Annotated in this window: 21 protein-coding genes; 7 read left to right on the top strand and 14 right to left on the bottom strand. The window is 37.0% G+C overall.

All coding sequences use genetic code 11. The features are described 5' to 3' along the window. Positions 1-26 precede the first annotated feature (26 nt). The 6 genes from AC4MRQ_RS03305 to AC4MRQ_RS03280 all read right to left on the bottom strand — a co-directional run bounded on the left by AC4MRQ_RS03305 (position 27) and on the right by AC4MRQ_RS03280 (position 9,119). Positions 27-977, bottom strand: coding sequence for a hypothetical protein (locus tag AC4MRQ_RS03305; protein WP_491196218.1), 951 nt, complete (start codon positions 975-977; stop codon positions 27-29). Further along, positions 967-2,556: a RagB/SusD family nutrient uptake outer membrane protein gene (locus tag AC4MRQ_RS03300; protein WP_491196217.1), complete on the bottom strand. Its 1,590-nt coding sequence runs from the start codon at positions 2,554-2,556 to the stop codon at positions 967-969. The genes AC4MRQ_RS03305 and AC4MRQ_RS03300 overlap by 11 nt, the downstream gene beginning before the upstream one ends. A gap of 10 nt (positions 2,557-2,566) precedes the next feature. After that, positions 2,567-6,043, bottom strand: a complete 3,477-nt coding sequence (locus tag AC4MRQ_RS03295; protein ID WP_491196216.1) for a SusC/RagA family TonB-linked outer membrane protein — start codon at positions 6,041-6,043, stop codon at positions 2,567-2,569. Positions 6,044-6,158: 115 nt separating this feature from the next. Next, the gene (locus AC4MRQ_RS03290; RefSeq protein WP_491196215.1) at positions 6,159-7,130 is read right to left on the bottom strand and encodes a FecR family protein; all 972 of its coding nucleotides are present in this window, start codon (positions 7,128-7,130) and stop codon (positions 6,159-6,161) included. A gap of 94 nt (positions 7,131-7,224) precedes the next feature. Further along, complete coding sequence (locus AC4MRQ_RS03285) at positions 7,225-7,824, bottom strand: RNA polymerase sigma-70 factor (RefSeq protein ID WP_491196214.1); 600 nt, start codon at positions 7,822-7,824, stop codon at positions 7,225-7,227. A 122-nt stretch (positions 7,825-7,946) separates the two neighbouring features. Further along, positions 7,947-9,119 carry an alkaline phosphatase gene (locus AC4MRQ_RS03280; protein WP_491196213.1) on the bottom strand — a complete coding sequence of 391 codons (1,173 nt, stop codon included), beginning with the start codon at positions 9,117-9,119 and terminating at the stop codon, positions 7,947-7,949. A gap of 182 nt (positions 9,120-9,301) precedes the next feature. Between AC4MRQ_RS03280 and AC4MRQ_RS03275 the strand changes: the two genes are divergently transcribed. Together AC4MRQ_RS03275 and AC4MRQ_RS03270 are read left to right on the top strand one after the other, a co-directional pair. Further along, positions 9,302-9,784, top strand: a complete 483-nt coding sequence (locus tag AC4MRQ_RS03275; protein WP_491196212.1) for a low molecular weight protein-tyrosine-phosphatase — start codon at positions 9,302-9,304, stop codon at positions 9,782-9,784. Then, positions 9,774-10,622, top strand: coding sequence for a fructosamine kinase family protein (locus AC4MRQ_RS03270; protein ID WP_491196211.1), 849 nt, complete (start codon positions 9,774-9,776; stop codon positions 10,620-10,622). Before AC4MRQ_RS03275 ends, AC4MRQ_RS03270 begins: the two co-directional genes overlap by 11 nt. Positions 10,623-10,677: 55 nt before the next feature. On the opposite strand, the gene AC4MRQ_RS03265 is transcribed toward AC4MRQ_RS03270, so the two are convergent. The 3 genes from AC4MRQ_RS03265 to AC4MRQ_RS03255 all read right to left on the bottom strand — a co-directional run bounded on the left by AC4MRQ_RS03265 (position 10,678) and on the right by AC4MRQ_RS03255 (position 13,796). Continuing rightward, positions 10,678-11,133, bottom strand: coding sequence for a UPF0158 family protein (locus AC4MRQ_RS03265; RefSeq protein ID WP_491196210.1), 456 nt, complete (start codon positions 11,131-11,133; stop codon positions 10,678-10,680). Between the two features lie 219 nt (positions 11,134-11,352). Further along, positions 11,353-13,446: an ATP-binding protein gene (locus AC4MRQ_RS03260; protein ID WP_491196209.1), complete on the bottom strand. Its 2,094-nt coding sequence runs from the start codon at positions 13,444-13,446 to the stop codon at positions 11,353-11,355. Continuing rightward, positions 13,443-13,796 (bottom strand): hypothetical protein, encoded by a 354-nt coding sequence (locus AC4MRQ_RS03255; protein WP_491196208.1) that lies wholly within the window; start codon positions 13,794-13,796, stop codon positions 13,443-13,445. Before AC4MRQ_RS03255 ends, AC4MRQ_RS03260 begins: the two co-directional genes overlap by 4 nt. Positions 13,797-14,039: 243 nt before the next feature. On the opposite strand from AC4MRQ_RS03255, the gene zupT reads away from it, so the two are divergent. The 3 genes from zupT (at position 14,040) to nth (ending at position 18,221) form a co-directional block, all read left to right on the top strand. Next, positions 14,040-14,858, top strand: a complete 819-nt coding sequence (zupT, locus tag AC4MRQ_RS03250; protein ID WP_491196207.1) for a zinc transporter ZupT — start codon at positions 14,040-14,042, stop codon at positions 14,856-14,858. A 252-nt stretch (positions 14,859-15,110) separates the two neighbouring features. Further along, complete coding sequence (locus AC4MRQ_RS03245) at positions 15,111-17,444, top strand: TonB-dependent receptor (RefSeq protein ID WP_491196206.1); 2,334 nt, start codon at positions 15,111-15,113, stop codon at positions 17,442-17,444. Between the two features lie 126 nt (positions 17,445-17,570). Beyond that, positions 17,571-18,221 (top strand): endonuclease III, encoded by a 651-nt coding sequence (gene nth, locus AC4MRQ_RS03240; protein ID WP_491196205.1) that lies wholly within the window; start codon positions 17,571-17,573, stop codon positions 18,219-18,221. 91 nt (positions 18,222-18,312) lie between these two features. Here the strand turns inward: nth and AC4MRQ_RS03235 are convergent, their stop codons facing one another. Together AC4MRQ_RS03235 and AC4MRQ_RS03230 are read right to left on the bottom strand one after the other, a co-directional pair. Beyond that, positions 18,313-20,817 (bottom strand): endonuclease MutS2, encoded by a 2,505-nt coding sequence (locus AC4MRQ_RS03235; protein WP_491196204.1) that lies wholly within the window; start codon positions 20,815-20,817, stop codon positions 18,313-18,315. Between the two features lie 268 nt (positions 20,818-21,085). Next, positions 21,086-21,655, bottom strand: a complete 570-nt coding sequence (locus AC4MRQ_RS03230) for a hypothetical protein (RefSeq protein ID WP_491196203.1) — start codon at positions 21,653-21,655, stop codon at positions 21,086-21,088. Between the two features lie 209 nt (positions 21,656-21,864). Here AC4MRQ_RS03230 and AC4MRQ_RS03225 point away from each other — a divergent pair, with 209 nt between their 5' ends. After that, positions 21,865-23,028 carry a CD0519/CD1768 family membrane protein gene (locus tag AC4MRQ_RS03225; RefSeq protein WP_491196202.1) on the top strand — a complete coding sequence of 388 codons (1,164 nt, stop codon included), beginning with the start codon at positions 21,865-21,867 and terminating at the stop codon, positions 23,026-23,028. 74 nt (positions 23,029-23,102) lie between these two features. Here AC4MRQ_RS03225 and AC4MRQ_RS03220 read toward each other — a convergent pair whose 3' ends face one another. Beyond that, a complete protein-coding gene (locus tag AC4MRQ_RS03220) occupies positions 23,103-23,531 on the bottom strand; it encodes a hypothetical protein (protein ID WP_491196201.1) in 429 nt (142 codons plus the stop codon). Positions 23,532-23,541: 10 nt separating this feature from the next. Continuing rightward, complete coding sequence (locus tag AC4MRQ_RS03215; RefSeq protein ID WP_491196200.1) at positions 23,542-24,117, bottom strand: RNA polymerase sigma factor; 576 nt, start codon at positions 24,115-24,117, stop codon at positions 23,542-23,544. A 225-nt stretch (positions 24,118-24,342) separates the two neighbouring features. Between AC4MRQ_RS03215 and AC4MRQ_RS03210 the strand changes: the two genes are divergently transcribed. Next, a complete protein-coding gene (locus AC4MRQ_RS03210) occupies positions 24,343-24,678 on the top strand; it encodes a DUF6249 domain-containing protein (protein WP_491196199.1) in 336 nt (111 codons plus the stop codon). 83 nt (positions 24,679-24,761) lie between these two features. Here the strand turns inward: AC4MRQ_RS03210 and AC4MRQ_RS03205 are convergent, their stop codons facing one another. Beyond that, positions 24,762-25,463, bottom strand: coding sequence for a cytidylate kinase-like family protein (locus AC4MRQ_RS03205; protein ID WP_491196198.1), 702 nt, complete (start codon positions 25,461-25,463; stop codon positions 24,762-24,764). Between the last annotated feature and the right edge of the window lie 155 nt (positions 25,464-25,618).

Here is a 25,618-nt window from a genome sequence, read left to right as displayed (position 1 = left end):
GAATTGCTTCTAACTCTAAAGTTTTATCATTCTGTTTGTCCAGCTCGAATACTTAAACCATTAGCTTCCCAGCCACTTCCGTATATTATCATATTCCTTCCATCTTCAGAAACTGACACTTCCAGCCAAATATTCACAATAACACCTTCAATTTCGGCTCTCATTGCCAGATATCCACTTTTACCAAAATCATTTGGGTGAACAATGGACAATTCGCTAGCTACACCAGAGCTATTCCATTCATAACTACTTTCATTAATTAGCTCGTCTTCAGCAATAATTTCTAAATAGTTGATACCATTTTCTACAAATGATGCCACTGGTGTAGAGTATGTTTCAAGAGCCAATTCGGTAGCACTTCTTTGCCATATACCACCATATACCTCAGTTACAGGATCGGTATCCTCCAGATAAATAAAACCCATCCATTGCCAGGCACCATAGTCATTAGTAATCTGATCTACATGAACATAACCACCATCTTGCCAGTAAAATCCACCAATAATATTGTGGTATTCAGGTGTAGGAACATTACGGTAGACTTTAATGGATATACGACTGATATCTCCTAATGGGCAAACTTCAGAACCAAGATCCAATATGATCATTCGTTCCTGATCATCAAAAGGAATAAGTGAACAATCCAATGGTATTTCAACAATGTTAGTTTGCAAGCCTTTTCTAAATGCTACCTCTGAAGGATAAGTATACGCTTCAACAGGTACATCACTTGCATCATCTAATGTAAGAGTGACTTTAGTCGCTTCAGATACATTCCAATCAGCCGAAACATTAAAACGAATTGTTTTTAAATCTGTACTTTCACCAATAATCATGGCATCCACTTCTGCTGTTTCAAATCCTATAGTTGAATCTGCTAATGCGATTAAATCAGGTGTATCATCATCGTCGTCACAACTAACAAATAAAAGTGCGACCAATAAAATATAGAGGTAATATTTAAATTTAGTTTCCATATCCTGGGTTTTGTTCGATGTTGTCATTTATTTTTATTTCTGAATCAGGAATAGGTAATTGCATATGGTAATCATCAAATGCAACATCCTGAACGGTTGAAAGAGTTGAAGAAGGTCTTGAAAAATCATTTCCCCATCTAAGAAGATCGCGCATTCTTATGCCTTCACCCAGAAATTCTAATCGTTTCTCTAATTGGATTTCTGCCAAAGTAACATTTGTACGATTTGAAGGCGTAGTAAAATACCTGTTATTAACTAGTTCAAAGGATTGTAATGCTTCTTCATGACGATTTAGTCGCTTGCATGCTTCTGCTTTAAGAAGGGCAATTTCTGAAGCTCTCATTATATTAAAATCACCCAATCCATTTGTATATGAGATATTACCAACTCCATTATCCAGTAAATCATCCAAATCTTCAACAAAGTAATCAGATGGTGTAAACTTACCGAAGATGCGATGTCCATGTAAAGAAATAAACTGACCTTTAGATATCTCCAATGCTGATGCATCAACATGATCATACCCGGCACCTACATACTTGTCATAGTTTTCAGTCCATGAGAAATAGTCGTAGAAATATTTTAAGCGCATATCTTCATCCTCAAATAAATCTACAGTTTCGGTGTAAACTCTAACTGTTTTAGATGCATTATTATTAGAATCCCACTGGGCACAGTGAGTGCCAGTTGCATTATATTCATCACTAATTGCCCGGGCAACCAGAATCGACTCTGACAACACTCTGGAAATTCCATTTTCCAACTCTGTAAAATCCATCGAAGGCTGAACAACGTCCAGTGCCTGATTAGCATGCTCAACAGCCTTCTCGAGTGCCTGTTCTGAAGTTATATTAACACCCTCTGCCAGCTGATAACTATTTGATGAACCAATTGGACCAGCCAGATTCATATACATTCGTGTTAATAAACCATGTACTAAAGCTAGATTTGCTCTTTCCGGATTCATCCCATTACCAATCAATATAGCGGCGCTTTTTAGATCATCATAAATCAAACGATAGATTTCAATGACACTAGATCTGACCTCATCATCATTTCCATAATCAGAAACAACGATCAATGGTACGCCCAAATTATCTCCACTATTCACATGTACAGGTTTACTAAAGGCATTCAATAAGTCTAAATAGGCCAAAGCACGCATTGTTTTTGCCTGAGCAATGTAATCATCACGAATCTCCTGCTCAGTAATGCCAATTAATTCATTATTAATGATCAGATTAGCCGCATCAATTATTTGGTAGGCTTTTGGCCAGATGTTGTATGCCACATTATTATCTGCAAGTCCCTGATTATAATTGAAGATATTAATAAAAGTATAAGGGCCATCTTGAGTAAAGTTCAAATCATCAGCACGAGCTTCATTAAAGTAAGGAACATAATACTGAACGTACGAATACATGGCTGTAGCATATATGCCATTCAGCGCTAATTCACACCCTTCCTTACTCTTTAACAACACTTCACTTGTTGTACTATCGGTTGGATTACGTTCCAAAAAGCTATCTGAACAACTAACCAAACCTAACAATATGAATATCACTAATATATTTTTCATGATCGCGTTTTTAGAAATTTAAATTAACACCAAACGTTACAGAAGTCATAGGCGGCACAACCCAGCCACTGGTATCTCCATTCAGACCTAATTCCGGATCGTAACCAGTAAAATCTGTTAGCGTCCATAAGTTTTCACCCATCACATAAACGCGAACATTCTTAAGACGAACTTTTTCTAACCACTGATCAGGTAATGTATACCCAAGTGTTACCAACTTGAGCTTTAAGAAATCAGATCGTTGTAAAAAACGTGTATATCGCCACCAGGCATGACTCGGAACAATATGCACATACATAGGGTTATCAGAAACATCACCAGGATTCTGCCATGAGTTAATGACTTCTTTTTCGAGGTTAAACTGTGGTTGAGCTCCATCAGAATTAACCATTCCTTTAACATTATTATAGGCATAATTGCCAACGCTATAATAAAACATGAAAGAAAGGTCAAAATTCCTGAATGTGATATTGTTGTTGATTGCACCAAAGAAGTCAGGTGCTGCATCACCCACATCATAATAAGAACCATCCTCCCAATCGTTTGTAACCGTTGTTTTACCTGTTGGATTCTCATCGGCATCAAGAACCTCTTTGTACCATAAAGGACCACCTGTTAAAGGATCTACTCCGGCCCATTTTTTCATCCGGAGATTATACATGGAGCCTCCCTCATCACGATATGTCTGACCATCGCCTGACCAGTTATCTCCGTACCATTCTAATATCTCATTCTCATTTGCCGTGTATGTTAAATTCGTATCCCAATGAAAATTAGGGCTATCAAAAATGGTGGCTCCTAAAGATATCTCCCAACCTTTATTTTGAATTTCACCTACATTCTCCATTCTGGAGTTTCCATTTGTTCCTCGAGCTCCCGTGTAATATCCAATTTCTTTATATAAAAGGAGGGCATCTGAAATTCGATTATAATATTCTACAGTACCATAAATGCGATTGAAGAATTTATACTCTACTGCAATATTGGCATTTTTATTACCTTCCCATGCCAACATTTGATTACCTATCTGATTCAAGTACGCAGCTTTTTGGTTATTATAGTCACCATCTACTTCATAAATGCTTTGCCATTTGTAGTTACCAATGCCATCATTACCGTTTACACCATAAGAGGCTCTCAACTTCAGGTTATTGATAAACCCAAGGTTCTTAATAAAATCCTCTTCCGAAATACGCCATGTGGCACCTGCTGACCAAAAATCACCCCAACGATTTTCAGGACCAAATTTACTGGAACCATCTCGGCGATAACTACCTGACAGGTAGTATTTATCCAGAAGTCCATACTCTAATTGACCTAAATATGATATCCGGGCATTCTCAGCAGTTCCTGAACTGATCCATTTTTTCTCGTTAGCTGCGCTTAATTCTTTGTTGATTTCCCACATACTGTAATCTTCTCCACGAGCTGAAACAGTTTTATATTCATACTCTTCAACTTCGTAAACTGCAGTAGCTTTGATATTATGCTGATTAATACGTTTTTCGTAAGTAGCCTGAGCAAATGCATTTATCGTTCTGTATGTTTCTTCATATTTTTCACCATAACCATTTACACTTACACCTGCTCCATATTCAGGATGATAAAAATATGATTCACTTCGCTTTGTCAGGTTTGCTGAAGCTTGTCCTTTTAATGTGAGTCCATTAAAAGGCTTAACGTTGATATACGGCGAAACAAAAACATTAAAACCATCATAACCTTCTTCATAAGATTCTATCTCAGCCAGTGGATTACGTTCCCTTCCATAGTATACCTCATTCCAGTGATAAACCTTATTACCAGAAGCATTATGAATGATATCGCCATAATTGTATAAAGATTCATCGTAATCAGTGGTTGTAACACCAGCCCGTTCATATATAGGTATAGCATTATTGAAAGTATATACATCCCAAAGTGACCTATTTTCTCGTCCTTCAAAATAACGGGCATTTGAATTCAGACCAAACTCAACTTTATCACCAATCATGTTATTGGCATTAATGGTGTAATTGATTTTCTTATAATCATTACCAATCAAAATACCTTTTTGATCAAAATAAGCTAAAGAAGTATATACATTTCCTTTATCATTGCCGCGACTGACGGATACATGAAAATCATTAATATCACTTGTTCGGTAAACTTCATCTAACCAATCATTATCATACAATAACCGGGCGTCTGATTTTAAATTACCACTATCGTCGAATGGCATATCATAAGCCTCACGGTCACTTCCAGTATATTTCACATATGGATTATATCCAACTGTATTAAAAAGTTCCTCATGGGCATATGTAACAGGGTCTCGCTGATCTGCATTATCTTCACTTAATGGAAAATATTTCCTCTCATTGTATAAACCTTCCCAAGCTTTCGACATATACTCATTGGCATCCATAAGTTCAAACTTACTCTTTGAGCGCCATCCAAGTGTTTTATTGTATTTTATACTTACCTGGGAATCACCCTTACCCTGTTTAGTGGTAATAACAATCACCCCATTTGCTGCTCTTGATCCATAAAGAGAAGCTGCCGCTGCGTCTTTTAGAATTGTCAGTGTCTCAATATCCTCGTTACGAGGCACGGGAGCACCAGCTACACCATCAACAACATAAAGCGGTGCACTCCCTGCATTTGCCGAGCCAATACCCCTGATTCTAATTGCAGCACCATCACCAGCTGCTGCACTATAAGAAGCAACTTGGACACCAGCAACGCGTCCCAGCAAAGCTTTAGAAACTGTATTTGAACTGGTTTTTAGCAGATCATCTTTTTTTACGATTTCCGCACTACCGGTAAATGTTTCTTTCTTCGCTGTACCATACGCTACAACCATCACTTGTTCGATGTCATGCATTTCTTCAACAAGTGTAATATTAATGGTCGAACGACCTCCAACAGCGATAATCTGGGTTTCAAATCCAATAAATGAGAATACAAGATTCGTTTCTGATGATGGAATCTCTAATTCAAATTCCCCATCAATGTTTGTGATGGTACCATCTGTTGTTCCTTCAATTATAACATTTACACCCGGAAGTGGCTCTCCGTTAACACCGCTGACTCTTCCGCTCACTTTTATAGTTTGAATGATACTTTCATTCCCCATTTTTTTGCTGTGCACAAAAATCAGGTTATTATCCAGTATTTTATAAACATATGGTAAACCTTCTAACGCTTTATCCAATACGCTAAATACATCTTCATTGGAGGCATTTACTCGGATTGTTACAGATGCATCAACATCGTCGTTATTAAAGAAAAACTTGAAATCACTTTTCTTCTCAACTTCTTCAAATAGTTTAGCCAGCTCAATCTTTTCAGATGAGATGCTTATGTTTTTCTTTTGCGAAAAGCCCGTTGCCGAGACTTGCAAAAGACTGATGACTGACAATATTACTGTAAGTCTCATAATTAGGTAAAGTTTTTGCATGCTTTTCTTATCAAAAAAGGCATGACGATCCAATTTTAATTTCATAGATTTGTAATGTTTAGGTTCAACTTAAACAGGATTTAATTTTCTTAAGACCGGAGAATGTGGCAGCATTTTCCGGTTTTTTTTATTCATTTTATTTGTTCTACATAGGCAATGGTTAATTTATGGTTATATGAATAGTGCCATTCAATTTTGTAAATTGTATTCCGTTTGACATGGCCATTATATTTAAAATATCTTCCAGACTTTCATTTTCAATTACACCGGTAAAACGCAGCCCTTTCACCTCATCTTGAAGTTCAATATCAACCCCGTACCACTTTTCCAAACGTTTTGACAGTACAGACAACGGCTCGTTCCTGAATATTAACTGTCCTTGTGTAATAGCTGTATAAACAGCCATATTGGGTTCTTCAATTTTGTGTAAATTCTTTTCCTTTTTATTGAAAACTGACTTTTGCCCAGGCATTAAAATACAGCTTAAATCTTTTCCGCATACGGAAACATGAACTTTGCCTTCTTCTAAAACTGTTTCTACAACTGGCGATTGCTTTGCTGCAATTAATTTAAACCGGGTTCCTAAAACTTTGACAGCATGATCTTCCGAAATAACGACAAAAGGTATGTCGGGCTGATGGGTTACATCAAAAAAAGCTTCTCCTGACAAACTCACTTTTCTGAGCTTTTTGTTAAAATCGGAAGTATATGTTAAAACGGTTTCGCCACCAAGCCACACCTGAGTACTATCAGGCAATAAAACTAATTTACGTTGCCCCATCTCAGTGGAACAACTATACTTCATCAATTCTTCGGTTTCTGGCGACAAGCTCATTTTACCAATAAAAAAAACAATAAGAATTGAAGCAGCTACACTTGCATATTTAAGCCATACAAAACGATTTGTTTTTGGCTTATTATTGTGAATACGTTCCTGGAAACGATTAAAAGCACCTGTCGCATCAAATTGATTTGCGTTACTAACATTCCAAATGTCGCGTATCTCAATAAAGTGCTTTCTAAAAGATACATCTTCGTTTAATAAAGCTTTTAGTTCCTCACACTCTTCCGAACTAGCCTCACCTGAAAGGTATCGAAAAATCAATCGTTCGTTATATTTATTATTTGCCATTAATTGCGCTGTTTACATATATGATGCATAGCACAATTAATACCCTGTACGAAAAAGCTGTTTTTGTTATTATTTTTTCAGAAACACACTATACCTATTGAATACCAGCCAATAACAAACTCAAAAGAATAGGGCAGTATTCTTTTAATTCATTACGTAAAAAACTCAATGCCCGGGTCATATGCATTTCAACAGTTTTGATTGAAATACCAAGCTCAATGGCTACATCTTTATTCCGAATACCCTTGTAACGTTTAAGCATAAAAACCTTTTGAGCTTGTTCCGGCAATTTCTTTATTGCTTCCTCAATTGCTTCCTCAACTTCCTTTATTATCAAGCTGTCATGTTCATTAAAATCGTCCAGCAACCTAAAGGCAGTTTCATTTTCATATTGTTTTTGAGCTAATTTATACTTTTTTCTTTCGCTATGTTGTTGCCTGATGTAGTACATGCAGTTATTATAAACAGCTTGAAAAAGGTACGATTGAATGGAAGTTGAAATGACGATGTCTCCCTTTTGCCACATCTTAAAGAATGTATCCGACACGATATCTTCTGCTACGTCGTTGGAATCCACGTAGCGCAAGGCATATGCGCATAAACGTTGATAATAGGTTTCAAACAAATATTTATACACATTTTCCTGCCTTTCAATATTGCCGTTATTGATGTGAGGCTGTCTGATTTGATTCACTTTTAAAACTTATGAAAGTAAAAGTAAAAAAAAATCTTAACAGCCAATATTTTTTAGTACGAATCCATAAAAGCAAAAAGGCTGCCAAATGGCAACCTCAATATCTTATTTTGCAAACAAGCTTAATCTTTATCTTCCTCTTTAAATTTAAAGAGCTTATACATTTTTTCGAAGATTTCAGTATTATCATATACACCTATAAACTCCTCTGCTCCGGCACCAAAAGCAAAAACAGGTACCATAACAGCCGTGTGGTCTCCCGAAGTAAAACCAGTTTCGACATAGCCTTCATACGGATTTCCATCATTAACTGTCATTCCTCCAGTTTCATGGTCGGCAGTAACAATCACCAGAGTTTTTCGATCTTTAATGGCAAACTGTAGAGCCTCGGCCAGTGCTTTATCTAAGTCCAACACCTCACCAGTTACGTAAGAAGCATCATTTTGGTGACCTCCCCAATCTATCTGACTTCCTTCCACCATCAAGAAAAAACCTTTGTTATCATTATTACTTAGTATCTCAATGGCTTTTGTAGTAGATTTAGTGAGCATCTCTCCCCGATCTCTATATCCTCGATTATGCCCAACAGCTGTTAAAACTGCCAATTTTCCATCTTTCTTACTAGCAACTTCATCAATATTGTACCCAACATGGTATCCTTTCTCATTCAATTCAAGAACTAAATTACGGCCGTCGACTCGTTTCGTAAAAAAATCAGCTCCACCTCCAATAAACACATCAATATCTGTGTTCATAAAATCACCGGCAATTGCCTCATACATGCTCCTTTGTGGTTGATGGGCAATAAATGAGGCGGGTGTCGCATGCGTTATAGCTGAAGTTGATACCAAACCTGTTCCTTTTCCATTACGTTCGGCATATTCCAATATTGTTGTCAACTTATTGCCATTCATGTCTACACCTATGGCTCCATTATATGTTCGTTTTCCTGTTGAAATCGCAGTACCTCCTGCTCCTGAATCTGTTACGTAGTAATCAGCACTTTGTGTTTTATTAAATCCGATATATGGCATCTGCTCAATATTCAAACCATTATTAACTGTAATACCTGCAAAAATCTGAGCAACCCCCATACCATCACCAATGAAAAGTATAATGTTTTTCGGACGCTTTTTAAACCGGATCTCATCATAATTTACATCAATAAGCTCATGCTTTTTCTCAATTGTATATTTATATTTCTTATTAAGATCTTTATAATCTTCTTGCGCCTGAATATCAACTACAGACGTTACCAGTAATCCTATAATTAGTGCTGTCAGTTTTTTTACCATCTTCGTAAAATTTATATGTAATTGAATAGCATCAGGTAGCCATTCTTTCTGAATAATTTCCGTTTAATTATGGGTTGAGATGTAACGAAAAAAACATAATTCAATAAGAAAAACAACCTCTTAACTAGTTTGTTTAGATAATTTAAGCCAATTTCACCATTCAATGGTAAATCATATTTAAAATGGATAAAACAAAGATACTATTCGTATGTCTGGGTAATATTTGCAGAAGCCCAAGTGCAGAAGCCGTAATGAAAGCAATTGTCAATAAAGCTGGTATGAATGATTTATTTGAAATTGATTCTGCCGGTGTGACCGGATATCATGCAGGCGAGCCTGCTGACCAACGAATGCAAAGACATGCTCTGCAACGAGACATTCACCTAACCAGCATAAGCAGACAAGTTAGAAGCCCTGATGATTTCAAGTACTTTGATTATGTCATTGGTATGGATGATCAGAATATGGATGATCTTTTTCACTTGTGCCCTTCAGGTAATGGATACTCAAACAAGATTAAGAAAATGACCGATTATTGTACCACACACTCTAACACATCAGTACCTGATCCTTATTACGGTGGTGCAGCAGGGTTTGAGTTAGTTCTGGATATACTTGAAGATGCTTGCGAAGGTTTGCTCGAATCCATTCAAAATGAAAGATAGAATAACAAATTACATCGAAGATCGATTGCAGTGCCGAATCGTTGATCATGAAATGGTGGGCGGTGGCTGCATTGCTCAAACCACCTTTCTTTCAACCGATGATAGACGCTCATTCTTTTTGAAACAAGGTTTTAAAGGTGATATGTTCCTAAAAGAAGCCAATGGTCTTAATGAACTCAGAAAAAGCCAATCGATCAGAATACCTGAAGTAATTCTTGTTAATGATGAATTTCTGTTATTAGAGAAAATAAATGCCGGAATTAAATCTACCGGGTTCTATACCACTTTTGGAGCAGCCTTTGCCAACATGCATCGTTTTACTGGTAAAGCTTTTGGTTTTAAAGAAGATAATTATATTGGTTCAACGCCACAACTTAATAGTTGGGAAAGCTCTTGGTTGGATTTCTATTTCACGAAACGTTTACTTTTTCAATATCAATTGGCTGAAAAAAAAGGATATGCGGACAGAACATTTCAGGAAGCATTCAAAAATTTGGAGCAACTATTACCAAACATATTGCAAGGTAGTGAAGAGTCTCCATGTTTATTGCACGGTGATTTATGGGGAGGTAATTATATGATCGACGAAAATGGAAGTCCGGTACTGATTGATCCTGCAGTTTACTATGGTCACCGGGAAGTCGATTTAGCTATGACTAAGCTCTTTGGTGGTTTCACTTCGGAGTTTTATAATAATTATCAACAAACCAACCCATTAAAAGAAGGTTACGAATATCGCGAAAATGTATACTTATTGTATCATGTAATGAATCATCTGAATTTATTCGGTACCTCATACAAACCGCAAGCTATTCAACTCATGAAAAGTTATAAATAGTGTCAATAAGAAGACAAGTTGTAATCATAGTGCCTCTAAATAGATGGTAAAGGTTTTAACTACAATTTTCGTGTAGCAGGTGGATATGCTCGCGACAGAGCCTGCTTCTTAGTATACACCTTAAGCGATCGGAATAATATTGATGCCATGAGCTAACCATTGTTGCGCCCAATTTATTCAGTTGTTTTTTGAATACTTCAAAGGGATGATTCGTTCTTAGAGCCTTAACCAATATAACAGACTGAAAACGCTCCTGGTCATCTGCAAAGTCCATCATGATATTAAATTCCTCTCTTGATGTCAGTGGTTCTATTTTGAAGAATGCTGATGGATTTTCCTCTATTTCTGTATATAATAATTCATCATCCATATCTGCAAAATCCATAAACTCCATTAGCCTTTCATCATTCGGAATCGCTACTATTCGTGCATTACTTCGCTGAATATAAATACTGTAATCATCCCTTAACAAAGTGATGATACGATCGATAAGTTCAGAGGTGTTCTTCATAGCTCAAGTTTTACGTTAGATAATTACAACAAATAAAGAACCGCTATTCAATGCGATATTAACCGACTTGCAACTTAAAACTATTCACAGATGTGATACTTTTAGCTTATCTCTTGCCTATAAAATTATAATAAACTTTGCAAAAAAGCAGATACCTTCCAACTTAATTCGAGAAAATAAGATGATTCTAAACAGGAATTATCAAGATTGAAATTGGAATTATTGCACAGAAGTAGATTGTAATTGAGTCAAAACGGCACCTTTTACACTTTTTTGCGGTATACTAAACCATACTTGCGTACCATTACCCTCCTCGGAATCAATCCATATACTGCCACCATGGCGCTCCACAAATTCTTTACAGAGAATTAATCCTAAACCAGTACCCTTAGCGGTCATTTCTGAGCCAATGAAGTAGGTTTCTTTCTTTTTAAAAATATCTTGAGTTTCTTCCGCACTCATTCCCATTCCCTGGTCACAGACACAAAACTTAAGGCTGCTATTTTCTTCAAGTGCTATAATTCTAATTACGCCTTGTTCCGGAGAATATTTTAGTGCATTCGACACCAAATTACGAATAATGGTTCGGAGCATATTCATATCCACATGAACCACCAAAGCCTCAGGAATATCATACTCAAAGGTAACCTGACGAGGATTAATAGAGCTATCTAATAACTGAACGGTTTGCCTGACTAAAGGAAGAAGAGGTGTTGCCACCGGATTAAAAACGATATCACCTCGTTGTGAGTTGGCCCAACTTAATAGGTTTTCAAGCAGATGGTAAGTACTGGTTGAAGCTTCGCGTGCAGCTTTTAGGAGGTTTTGAATATCCTGAGGATCATGTTCGGGCAGTTCCATATACAATTCAATCAGCTCCTTTAAGCCACCAACAGGTCCGCGGAGATCATGCCCAATAACTGAAAGAATACGATCCTTAGCCAAGTTAGATACCCGTAATTGCTCATTCATTCCGGTTATATCTTCCTTTTGACGCATTAACCGCCTCCGTGATTGTGCCAGTTCCTTACGCTGGCGTTCTATCAAATAACCAACTACTAACAGTATTAATAAGAAACCTGCAATAACTGCAATTAGGATATTCTTAGTTTTAAGGCGAGCATGATTTAGAGCATCTTCTTGTTGAAGTTGTGTTATCTGAGTATCTTTTTCAAGAGTCTTATATTTTCTATCAAGTTTAACAAGCTCAGTCTGAATATTGATATTCTTTATACTATCTCTAAGGTTTGTATATATCTTTAAGTATTTTTTTGCTGAATCTTTTTTACTTGTTAAAATAAAATAATCTAACAAATTATATGAACTTCCATACAGCAATTGAGCATCATTAATGTTTTCTGCCAACCTATAACATCTGTTTAAATGTTGATAAGCTAAGTCGTAATTACCTTCACTTAAATAGATTTTTGAAAGATTGTTATGAACTCTTGCTATTCCTTTATGATCCCTCAATCTTGTTCGTAGAGCATAACATTTGTCATAATATTCTTTTGCAAATGGATAGTTTTTTTCAATTAAATAAGAAGTCCCTAAATTAAAATAGAATGTTGCTGAATCCTTTAAAGAACAATAATCAGAGCCAAGCAATCCATTCAAAATATTAATCGCACTAGGGGTGTTCTTTTGAAAAAGATTGACAGATACTAAGTTAATTTTAAATCTATATTGTAATTCTTTATTCTGTATTTTTTGAGCAATATTAATTGCATTATCAAAATTTTCCTTTGCCAAATCATAATTTTTTAGGTTCAAATAATTTAAACCTAACCTATTTCTAATTAAGGCACCTCTTATAGTTTCATTGTTCTCATCTAAATATCTTAAACTGATTAAAAAATACTCTTGAGCCTTTAAGTAATTTCCTAAGTTAGTTTCTAACTCCCCTTTTGTCTGATATATTCGAACTAATATTTCAGGGGAATTACTATTTACAAAGTATGGTAGTACCTCATTAAGCTTATCTGAACAATGATTCAGATTATTATCATCCAATAAACATACAGCTTGGGCATATAATATCAAATTCCTAACCAATTCATTAGTGGGTTTGTCTTGTGCATTTTTAACACTTGATAAATATACTGTATCACCTAATTCTATTTTTGTCTTAAAAAGGTTAATCATAGAATCCAAATTATCCTTTAAAAGAATATTCAATTCACTAATTATATTATCCTGTTTAAATCCATTTTGATTTGCTAATAAGAAATTTGAATTGGCCTCTATCAATAAGACACAAAAAACCAGAACCATATGAATGGCTCTGACTTTTATATGTTTATTTTTAATCATGTATTGTACTCGATAATTATACCTTCATCTTCAGGATCTCCTGATTTAGTATTAAGCATTGATGCCATCACTTTTAAATCACATTTTACATTAACTCCACGTTCTAATAATCCAACGTCTTTACGTTCAATGGTAAAATCCACATCAAAATAATCAAATTCACTTGATGTACCATCGTAGCTAATGGTTAAAGGACGGTAATAAATATTGTCAGCTACTTCGCCTTCTCCGCTTTTGGTAACCGTACTATCTTTAGGTAAGTAAGATACGGTTCTTACAACAAATTTCTCAATCTTACCGTTTTTATCTTTAACGGTTTCCAGATTTACATACGGAACTAATTCCTTCATATTGATCTAGGTTAATTATTAAAAAATTGCAATGTATGAAAAATATGCATGAACAGTTAAGTTTTTCGAATATTTTAATACAAAATTCCACACCTTTTATCCGTCAAATAATGCCGTTTATAAAAAGCCTGCTTAAGTCAAACTAATTCATTCGCTTTTTACCTATTATTCATTCACAAAATACTATTACCTTCGCCTTTGAAATATCAATAATATCTATATCTAGGCCTTAACAACATTATAATGGACTCTTTGGAATTTAATAATATACTTTTTGCTTTTGGTCTTACTTTATTTGCTGGTTTAAGCACTGGTATTGGAAGTGCCATGGCCTTTTTTGCCAAACGAACCAATACTCGTTTTTTAGCCCTCTCATTGGGTTTCTCGGCAGGTGTTATGATATATGTATCTTTTGTTGAAATATTCTTTAAAGCTAAAGATACCCTTGTTGAAGCCTATGGAGAATATCCAGGCACCTGGTATACAGTAATTGCATTCTTTGGTGGTGTACTTTTTATTGCTTTAATCGACAAGTTTATTCCATCGGCAGAAAACCCTCATGAATTGCATTCTATTGAAGAAATGGATAAAAAACCCAAAGCCCGCGATAAAAAACTGATGCGTATGGGTTTATTCACTGCTTTGGCGATTGGTATCCATAACTTCCCTGAAGGATTGGCTACCTTTACCGCTGCCCTACAAGATCCAAACTTGGGTATTGCTATTGCTGTGGCCATTGCCATTCACAATATCCCTGAAGGTATTGCAGTATCTGTACCCATTTATTATGCTACAGGCAGTCGGCGTAAAGCATTTCGATTAAGTTTCTTATCAGGCTTATCAGAGCCCATTGGTGCATTGATTGGTTATTTAATCCTTATGCCATTTATGACACCCCTGACCTTTGGGATTATTTTCGCAGGAGTTGCCGGTATTATGGTATTTATCAGCCTGGATGAATTATTACCTTCCGCTCGCGAATATGGTGAGCACCATTTGTCAATTTATGGTTTGTTTGCAGGAATGGCAGTAATGGCTGTTAGCTTATTGTTATTTCTTTAAAGCTGATTATTTGTCGAAGTGTTGATTTGTGGAAATGACACGGGCTGTACCCAGAACTAAAAAAACAAGGCCAGGTGCTAAGTGGATATTCGATTGAGTTTAACATAACACTTTTGGGCTCTAAACCCGAAACTCAATCTCCAGTCTTCGGCCATCTACCTTTTTATAATCTGATTATTGCCTCTATCTAAACTTTTCGTATTGAAGGATGTTTTTAATTGATGAACTAAATATCAAAACACATCTTCGGTAATGAAACAACTAATCAACCTTTTAATCTTAATCGTAACAACGAGCACAATTGTGCATGCCCAAAAAACAGATGCAAATATATTTGGTGATGTACAGGCTGAGGGCGAACACCTCGCATTTGTTAGCGTTTTCCTTAAGGATACTCAACACGGCACTATGACTGACCTATCAGGCCATTATATGCTCACCAACCTGCCAGTTGGAGAACACATATTGGTTGCTAGCTTAATGGGATACAAACCTGTTGAAAAGAAAGTAATCATTGTCAAAGGTCAATCGCAAGAAGTCAATTTTGTGATGGAAGAACAGGTCATGTCATTAGATGATGTTGTGGTGACAGGAACTAAAACTTTTAAAAGAAAAACTGAATCTGCGGTTGTGGTTAATGTAATGGAAGGGAAAAAGCTGGAGATGCTTCAAGCCGGTACACTGTCTGAAGGACTGGCATTTCAACCCGGCCTTCGTATGGAAACCGACTGTCAGACATGCAACTACACACAATTACGTATGAATGGACTAGGTGGTGCTTATTCACAGATATTAATTAATAGCCGCCCGGTTTTTAGTCCTCTTACAGGTTTATATGGTCTGGAACAAATCCCTACCAATATGATTGAGCGTATTGAAGTGGTGCGTGGCGGCGGGTCGGCTCTTTATGGTGCTGGTGCCATTGGCGGAACCGTTAATGTGATTACTAAGGTGCCGGAATCAAGCAGCTTTTCGGTCTCAACCACGCAATCAGTAATTAATGGCGATGCCAGCGATAGCCAGATATTTGCCAATGCCGGTATCCTATCCGATAGAAAAAACGCAGGCTTAACTTTATTTGCTACCAACCGTAATCGTGAATCGTACGATCATAACGATGATGGGTTTAGTGAACTGCCCAAATTAAAGAATAATTCATTTGGCTTCACTTCTTTCTTGCTTCCGGCGCCAAATCATAAACTCGAAGCCAGCTTCTCAAGCCTATATGAGTACCGACGTGGTGGTGATCGTGAAGATTTACCAGCATACCTGGCCGAACAGTCAGAAGAACGCACCCATAATGTATTAATGGGAGGTTTGGATTATAGCTTTTCGTTTAACGATAACCTGTCATCATTGGATGTGTATATTGCCGGACAAAAAACAGACCGTGACCATTATACCGGCATCAAGCCGGAAGTTGATGATGATGGATATCAGGATCACCTGGAAACTCCACCTTATGGCATAACTGAAAATGAAACCTACATGGGAGGTGTTCAATTAAACCATATGCTACCTTACTTTTTGGGTGGTAAAAATAACCTGACTTTTGGAACCGAATACAATTATGATATGGTACTTGATGAGATTAAGGCCTATAATTACGTTTTGGATCAAACCACGCGCAATACTGGCGCTTATATCCAGAGCGACTGGGAAATTACTAAAAAGTGGAACTTGTTAACAGGTGTTCGGGGAGATAAGCATAATATGGTGGACAAGCTGATATTCAGTCCGCGAGTATCATTGCTGTACAAGCAAAATGGTATGCAATTGCGAGGTAGTTGGTCAACAGGTTTCCGTGCGCCGCAAGCCTTTGATGCCGATATGCATATTGCTTTTGCCGGTGGTGGCATCCAGCGTATTCAGCTGGCAGAAGATTTAAAGGAAGAACGCTCGCAAAGCTGGAGCGCTTCCATCAATTACGATAAACCAAACGAGAAATACATTTGGGGTATCACACTGGAAGGATTCTATACAACTTTATTTGATGCATTTATACTTGAAGAAGACGGGGAGGATGAACAAGGTAATACCATTCTTGAAAAGCGTAATGGAAGTAATTCAACCGTTAAAGGTGTTACATTAGAGGCACGTGCCAATTATAACAAATTGTGGCAACTGGAAGCCGGATACACCATCCAGTCTAGTAAATTCGATGAAGTAGTTAATTGGTCAGAAAGCATTGAAGGTACCAGAGACTACTTGCGAACACCTGAACAATATGGCTACTACACCCTAACTTACAACCCGGTTTGGGGTATTAAAGCAGCCTTATCTGGTGTTTATACTGGCTCTATGCTGGTGCCTCATTTTGGTGCCGGACCAGAAGATACAACCGGTAATCCAATTGAGGATGAATTAGTAAAAACTGATTCGTTTATGGAGACCAATATTAAATTAAGCTACGCCTTGGATTGGCGCTATGTTGGTGTTGGAGTCGAATTTTTTGGCGGTGTTCAAAACCTGTTTAATGCTTACCAGGACGACTTTGATATTGGTAAAAACCGTGATAGTAACTACGTTTACGGTCCTGCACGTCCTCGTACTATTTATTTTGGTTTGAAGCTGATGAACCTGTAAATTCTTCAGGGAGAAATATGCTTCTCTTGGAGATAAGTTAAGCCCAATCCCCATAGAGATAAGCTTTCACCATATGACTTATTTGATGATTAAATCAATAATTTTGCCTCAGATAAAAACTATAACATGCTAAAAAAAGATCGCTACAATAAGGTTATTGACTACTTTCAGGAACATATGCCAGTGGCTGAAACGGAGTTGCATTATTCCAGTCCGTATGAGCTATTAGTAGCTGTTATTCTATCTGCCCAATGCACGGACAAACGTGTTAATATGCTGACACCTGCCATTTTTGAACGTTACCCTAAACCAGAAGATATGGCATTGGCAACTCCTAAAGATATCTTTGAACTGATTCGATCATGTAGTTATCCCAACAATAAAAGCAAACATCTGGTGGGTATGGCAAAAATGCTCATTGAGGATTTTAAAGGCATTGTGCCAGATGATATCAAGGAACTGCAGAAACTGCCGGGCGTTGGACGGAAAACGGCCAATGTGATAGCCTCTGTTGTTTATGAGAAGCCTGCCATGGCGGTTGATACACACGTATTCAGAGTGGCAGCACGAATTGGTTTAACTACCAACTCTAAAACTCCTTTAGATACCGAAAAACAACTGGTTAAATATTTCCCTGAAGAATTGTTGCCTATTGCTCACCACTGGTTAATATTACATGGTCGCTATGTTTGCATTGCGCGAAAACCAAGGTGTGGTCGATGTGGGTTGAAAGATTTCTGCCGATACTATGAAAAAGAGGTTTATAGCGAGCAGTAAGCAGCCACACCTTTTTTACGGATCGCATCTTTATATCCATTGTGCAATAAAGATGCGATCCGTAAGAATACTTCGGAAAGAATTATTAAAATCAATCAAGATAAACAATAGTCACTCCACTTCCACCGTGTTGGACATGCTCATCACGAAATGAAGAGACAAAAGGTAAGGTATCCAACTGCTCACGAATCATAATTCTTAAAATACCATTGCCCTTCCCGTGTAGAATCTTCACCTCCGGTATTTCACAAATCACCGCCTCATCCAAGTGATTCAATACCATTTGTATGGCCTCTTCTGTTCGTTTACCTCGAACATCAATATCAGGTTTGAAAGTGAGTTTTCGTTCACGTACTTTATCACCCACATTTGAAACGGAAGCATTCGGATTGGTAATATTAGAGCGCTTAACAGCCGATTGACTAACTTTCTCCAATCGATATAACTTTACAGTGGTACTCAGGCTTCCAAAGGCTACCGTTGCTTCTTTGCCCTGAATTTTCAGAACTTCACCAGGAGTATTCTGTCCTTTAAGTTTCACATTGTCACCTACCTGTATTGGTAATTCTTCTTTCTTCGGACGCATTCGGGCTGCAATCTCTTGTTCCTCCTGCTTCTTATTTTTTCGATTCGCCTTACGTTTCTCCCGCTCTTCTATCTGACGAATTTTCTTATCAATTTTTTCGTCCTTCGCCTTTTTGTCAATTGCTGATTCTTTAAAGCCTTCTAGTTTCTGCCGGGCCAATTTAGTCTTTTCCTTGTTAGCCTGCGTTTCTTTTATTGTTCGAATGGTGTTCTCAATTTCCTTATTGGCATTCGACAATAAATATTCTGCATCCGTTTTGGCTTTATCCAAAATTTCTTTGCGCTCTTTCTTTATATTCTGAAGATCCATCTGATAACGCTCCAATACATCAGCCAGCTTTTTCTCATTAATACGTATGGTATTACGTTTCTGCTCCCAATAGCGCTTATCCCGGACAATCTCGCGCAGGTTTTTATCGTAGTCTACATGCTCCTGACCAATTTTCTCTTTGGCACTTACCAGAATGTTTTCAGGCAATCCAATCTTACGGGCTATCTCAAAAGCAAAGGAAGAGCCTGGCTGTGCAATTTGTAATTTGTAAAGTGGCATAATCCGTCCGGTGTCAAACAACATGGCTCCATTCTCGATCCCTTCTGTTTGAAAAGCCATATGCTTCAGGTTGGTGTAATGAGTAGTAATCACCCCATATACCTTTTGCTGATTCAATTGTTCAAGCACACTCTCGGCAATCGCTCCGCCCAGCATAGGTTCCGTACCAGTTCCAAATTCATCTATTAACACCAAGGTCTGTTTCTGACTATATCGCAAAAAGTGCTTCATATTAAACAGGTGCGAACTATAGGTGCTCAGATCATTCTCAATGGATTGTTCATCACCAATATCGATAAAAATGTGCTTAAAAAAGCCCATTGTGGAGCCTTCATCCATCGGCACTAACAGGCCACACTGAAACATGTATTGCACCAAACCAACTGTTTGCAAACAAACTGATTTACCACCTGCATTGGGCCCTGATATCAATAAAATCCTTTGCTTGGGTGATGACAATTCCATGTTAAGAGGAATCACCTCTTTATTAACCGCCTTATGCTGAAGGTAGAACAATGGATGGACAGCATCTTTCCAAACAAAATTCTGTTGTTTTTTATAGTTGGGTAACAGAGCATTGATGCTAATAGCAAATCGTGCCTTGGCGCGAATAAAATCGATGGTACCCATGAAACGATACGATTCAAACAAATCGTCGATATAGGGACGAATCACATCAGCCATTTCAATTAAAATGCGAGTTATCTCTCGGCGTTCGGCGTATTCAAGTTCACGGACCTCATTATTGATCTCAACCACTTCGGCCGGCTCAATAAAGGAAGTTTTTCCTGTCGCAGACTCATCCTGAACAATACCACCCAGCTTACGTTTATTTGCTGCCGGTACAGGTATAACTGCTCGTCCATCCCGTATCGAAACCGTTACATCAGCCTCTACTAAACCATCCTGCTTGGCTCGTTTCAGTATGGCGATTAGTTTTCGTGAGATGCTGTTTTGCTTATTAAATATTTCTTTACGAATGCGAGCCAGTTCAGGCGAAGCATTATCTTTTATCTTACCAAACTTATTGAGTATACCATCAATATTATCCAGGATAAAAGGAAACACGGCCACTTCAGCAACCAGCTCTTTTAATTTGGGATAATCCTCTTCTTCTTTCTTATTGAAAAAACGACAAATATCGTTGATAGTTGATAGCGACCGCTTCAAATCGAAAAGTTCGCTCTCTTCCATAAACCGTCCCTTTGTTCGAATACGAGCCAATGGTTCACGCACATCAATAAAGTAACCAGTTGGAAAATTATCCTCCTCAAGACATACTTTTTTAAATTCATTGGTTCGCAACTGATTAAGACTCACCTCATCAAAATTGGTGCTGAAATGCATTTCATCAACCACTTCACGCCCAAGAGCACTCATACAACTCTCTTTTACCAACTCACGAATACGGGTAAATTTAATCTTATCTTCGAAACTATCGGGATATATCACTTTTGTCATTTTTTTGCAAAAATAACAATTCGACCTTTCTTACAGAAAGAAGAGCTTAGATAAACAGTTAATTGTAAAAAAAGTGTTAAAAATCTTTTTTTTTCGAGGTGCATACTTGACACCCAAATAATAAGGATGTAATTTAGCTTCTGAATCTAATATAAACGGCTCTCCTGGTCCCCAAATATAGAAACATTCGGATGTGTGTGAGGTTTAGGTTAGAATTTTTTTCTTAGAATGTTTCTTTGCCTGTCTCCCCAGACAGGCTTTTTTATTGTTAAGGATTTAATGCCGAATTTGCATACTCATTAATGGCATTGAATAGTTTTATTGGCGATAGTGTTCTCCATTTAACAGCATTTAATTTTCCACCATAAAGCATGTAGTAATTGAGATTAATTTTATCAAACTCTTCCAGCACATGCTGCCTGAAATTAATAGCAATAATCCAGCCGTCATCCAGATCATTGAACCAATCTTCGTAATAAGAATCATCTGAATAATGAAAATTGAGTACGTTTTCTCCGATTAAAATAAACTTTTGAATGCCATTATCTTCCAGATTCTCTATCACCGTTCGCTTCAGATGCATAATGTCATTATAAAGACAATCATTCCATTCGCCCATCAATTCAATAATTGCAAAACCAAGATCATAGTTGACAAACAGAATTTTCAGATAAAGCGTCTTTGATCCGCATTCATCCCATTTAGGATGGATATAGTGATTGTAAATTGTATTTCTATGGAGAAAAGCATTATGCTCTTCTCCATAGAAAATAGATTTGGGATCAGTGCTAGCCTGATAAATATTCTCCCACCGGCTATATGGTTCTATATTCTGCATTTAAACTTCAAATCATATCTTATTCAATCACAAAATTAACTTGAGCTTCTTTTATAACAAGAAACGCTCGTTTAGAGTTTCAGCCATTGCCGGACAAAAAAATCAGTTATTATACTGATTTATTTCATGAAAAAAATCTTTAAATGGTGATTTTCGTCTTGTTTTGACGTTTCACGCCTTTCTAATTTTGCCACGTAAAATAAGACAAAATGAGTGCGTTAAAAAAATTAAAAGAAAGAGGTTATTTAGAGCGTCGTCGCTACGAAGCCTTGATCTTCCTGGTGTTTTTTGGGGCTTTCTTTGGCTACCTCGGACATGTAATGGGGGTAACTAATTTACTAAACACCTTAATGCGAACTGCCCATGATCTTTTAATGAATACTGTATTTTTCATTATGGGAATCACGGTACTAACCGGAGCTTTAGGTCGATTAATGATCGAGTTCGGTGTTGTTCGTTTGTTAGAGGTTCTTCTGGCTCCTTTAATGCGTCCCTTATTCAATCTGCCAGGTGTAAGTGCCCTTGCCGGATTGATGACTTTCTTTTCTGATAACCCGGCTATTATCAGTTTGTCAAATGATAAAAACTTTAGCCGGTATTTTAAAACACACGAACTGATTTCACTTACCAACTTTGGCACTGCCTTTGGAATGGGCTTGATCGTATTGGCTTTTATGACAGGATTAGGATTCTTCTCCGGTGCTATGATTGGATTAGCAGGAGCTGTTATTGGAGCGGTCATTTCAACGCGTATGATGCAATATCTGATTAGAGGTAAAATTCCTGCAGATAAAGAATTTAAAGGCAATGGTGATGAAGAGAAAATTTCATTCGAAAGTAAAGGAAGTAATTTTCAGCGTTTTCTAAATGCCATGCTGGATGGTGGAAAATCAGGAGTGAACCTTGGTTTGGCTATTATTCCTGGTGTTTTGGTGATTAGTACCATCGTGATGGTGATTACCTTCAAACCTGCTGATGCTGCTATTGGCTATCAGGGATTGGCTTATGAAGGTGTTCCTATCCTACCTAAACTTGCCGGTTCTATCGACTGGCTGTTTGACTGGCTGTTTGGATTCAAATATCCAGAGCTAATTGCCTTTCCTGTAACATCATTAGGTGCAGTTGGCGCAGCTCTTTCGATGGTGAAGGCATTTATCGCACAAGGTATTGTGGGTGGTAATGAAATAGCTGTATTTACAGCAATGGGCATGTGTTGGAGTGGTTACCTGAGTACGCACACTGCGATGCTTGATACTCTTAATTTCCGTGAATTAACATCGAAAGCTTTACTGGCTCACACTATTGGTGGGCTTTTAGCAGGAGTGGCGGCCCATTACATTTTTGTTCTTTTCAATTTACTGGGAGTAGTTTGATAATTTCGAAATAATGATAGAAAAAGAGCGAATCTGCAATGTAGATTCGCTCTTTTTTATGTCTGTAATAACTTTTAGATATTCGATAATTTACTGAACAAATGATCAATACCTAATAAGCCTAAAATTCCAATCGCAATAAAGTACAAAATAGATGGCAGGCTCATAATAACATTTCCTACATAGTCGAAGCCACTACCAACTGATGAGAAATCAATGCTTGATGTATCAATATTTAATTGATTCCAATATTCTATTAATACCGAGGCATCCACCATAAAGGTAATTGCCAATAAGGCTGCAAAACCTCCCAGTAACCATAGTCTGTTTTGCTTATTAATAATGGGTTTATAAGCAACCGCATTTTCAGTCCAATCTTTAAGTACACGGTTCATCGTGTCTTGCTTTAACGACTCAGGTGCTTGATCTGGTTCAAAATCATTAAACAAGTCTCTTATTAACCGGTCGTCTATCTTATCCTTATTTGCTTCTTCCTCTTTCATGGTTCTAAAATTAAATAAAAGACTTTAATTCATCGCATAAAATCAGCTTTAACTCTTTCTGTAACTGTTTTCTGGCCCGATGTAGTTTGATTTTCACATTCGACTTACCCAAGCCGGTTGCCTGCTCAATTTCTTCTATACTCTGTTCTTTATAATAATGCAGAATCACAATAAATGCATCCTCCTCCTTTAATCGCCCAAGTGCTTTCTTCAATACTTTCTTACGCTCTTGAACTTCTAAACGGTTTAAGTTATCTTCAAAATTTTGAGCATCTTTCTCAATGACTTCCTTACTATCCAGGTTGGCTGTCTCTGGTTTTCTACTCCTTAGTTTTGAAATAGCTGTATTATATATGATTCGATACAACCACGTTGATAACTCTGCATCGCCTTTATATTGATCAATTGCCCTATAAGCTTTGAAAAAGGCATCCTGCGTTACTTCTTCAGCTTCCTCTTTGTTTTTAACAATACTAATGGCTAGTGTAAAGGCCATATGCTGGTACTTATCAATTATTTGCGAAAAAGCAGTTGCATCTCCCGTGCGGATGCTTTTTATTAACGCTATGTCGGCTATATCACTCATTCACCAATAGGACGCTGCCATTATTAAATAGGTTACAATCTATTCAACAATTTACACAGAGACTTGAACGATGGCAAATAAATGAAGCAGCTTATAAATTAGTTTTAAGGAAATTATAAAAAATATTTACAAAATTCTGTAACCGACATATTGGTACTGTAGTCCAACAAGTGAACGCTCCGGGAGAAAGCTTTAAAAAAATGTAAAACTTTAAAATATAAAACTATGGAAGGTGCATTAGCTATTATTTTTATTTTCGGTGGAATACCTGCTATAATTATTTCATTAGCTTATTTCAGAAACAGACGAATTGAACGAACTGCGTTAATTGCTTCTGGTAAGGAAGCCACCATCTTTGAATACGGAAAACCAAAGCATTACCTCAGTTTAAAGTACGGCATGTTGTTAGTCGGATTAGCTATAGGAGTTTTATTAGGCAGTGTGCTCGAAGTGAATACCAATATTCCTGAACCGATGGCATACTTATCAATGGTATTACTTTGGGGTGGTTTGAGCCTGATTCTATTTTATGGAATCCATAAAAAGCTGAAAGAAGAATGATCTTAATCGATTAATGTCAAAACACTGGATAACTAAAAAGCCACTCAAAAAGTGGCTTTTTAGTTATTTGTTAATTAGTTGATTTAAATAAAACCCCTGGTTTCGCATATAATAACCAACAACTCTAAAATTTCGTCATCAGTAAGTGCCTTACAATTTAAGATAGCATCAAAAAAATCTATATCCTTTTTACCTTTTTCAAAATAATCACGAAACTGTTCTCTCCGCTTATCCTGTACAATGCATTCTTTTTTTGCATCATTCACATTTAAATTCTCTTCTTCAGCAACAACTTCGGCCCGCCACTCAATTGGAGCTTCCAACTTTACATGAAAAGAACGGTCTATGTTTTTAGTAATAGCTTCTCCTGCGCGCCCAACTACAATAACATAACCTTGCACTGCTTCATCATGAATATATTTGGCAATGGTATTCTTAATGGTGGCATCTCCAGGATAGAAATCTTCACTAAAAAACAGAGCTAAATCTTTAAAGAAATGACTGTGTTTGTAATCACTTAATTCTTTAACAAGTGTTGATGAAAGTTTCAATTCTTTAGCTGACTCTTCAAGAATCTCTTTACTGATCCAACGCCATTCTTTGTTTTCGCCACTGGCCTCACTCTTTGCAGTTAAAACTTCGGCCAGTTTTTTTGCGATTCGCTTACCATGACATCCGTATTCTCTTGATATCGTAATGACCGGGCCGGGATTGCTCACATGCTTTTGAGGTTTTTTCTGTTTACCCTCGCGAACACCCATGTATTTTAAAAATAGATTTTCCATAGTTTAATTTTGCTTAGAAAACAGATTAATTGATACAATGTTTATAGATGAATCAAAATTTTTCATGTTCCAATATTAAAAGAAAAAGGACAGATCGAAAATCTGTCCTTACCCTTAATCAGTTCGTTAACTAAATCCAAAATCTATGAAAAAAA

It is taken from the genome of Carboxylicivirga sp., from assembly GCF_982718395.1.
The sequence above is the reverse complement of the archived record's forward strand: the minus strand, read 5'-3'. Positions and strand labels throughout refer to the sequence as shown.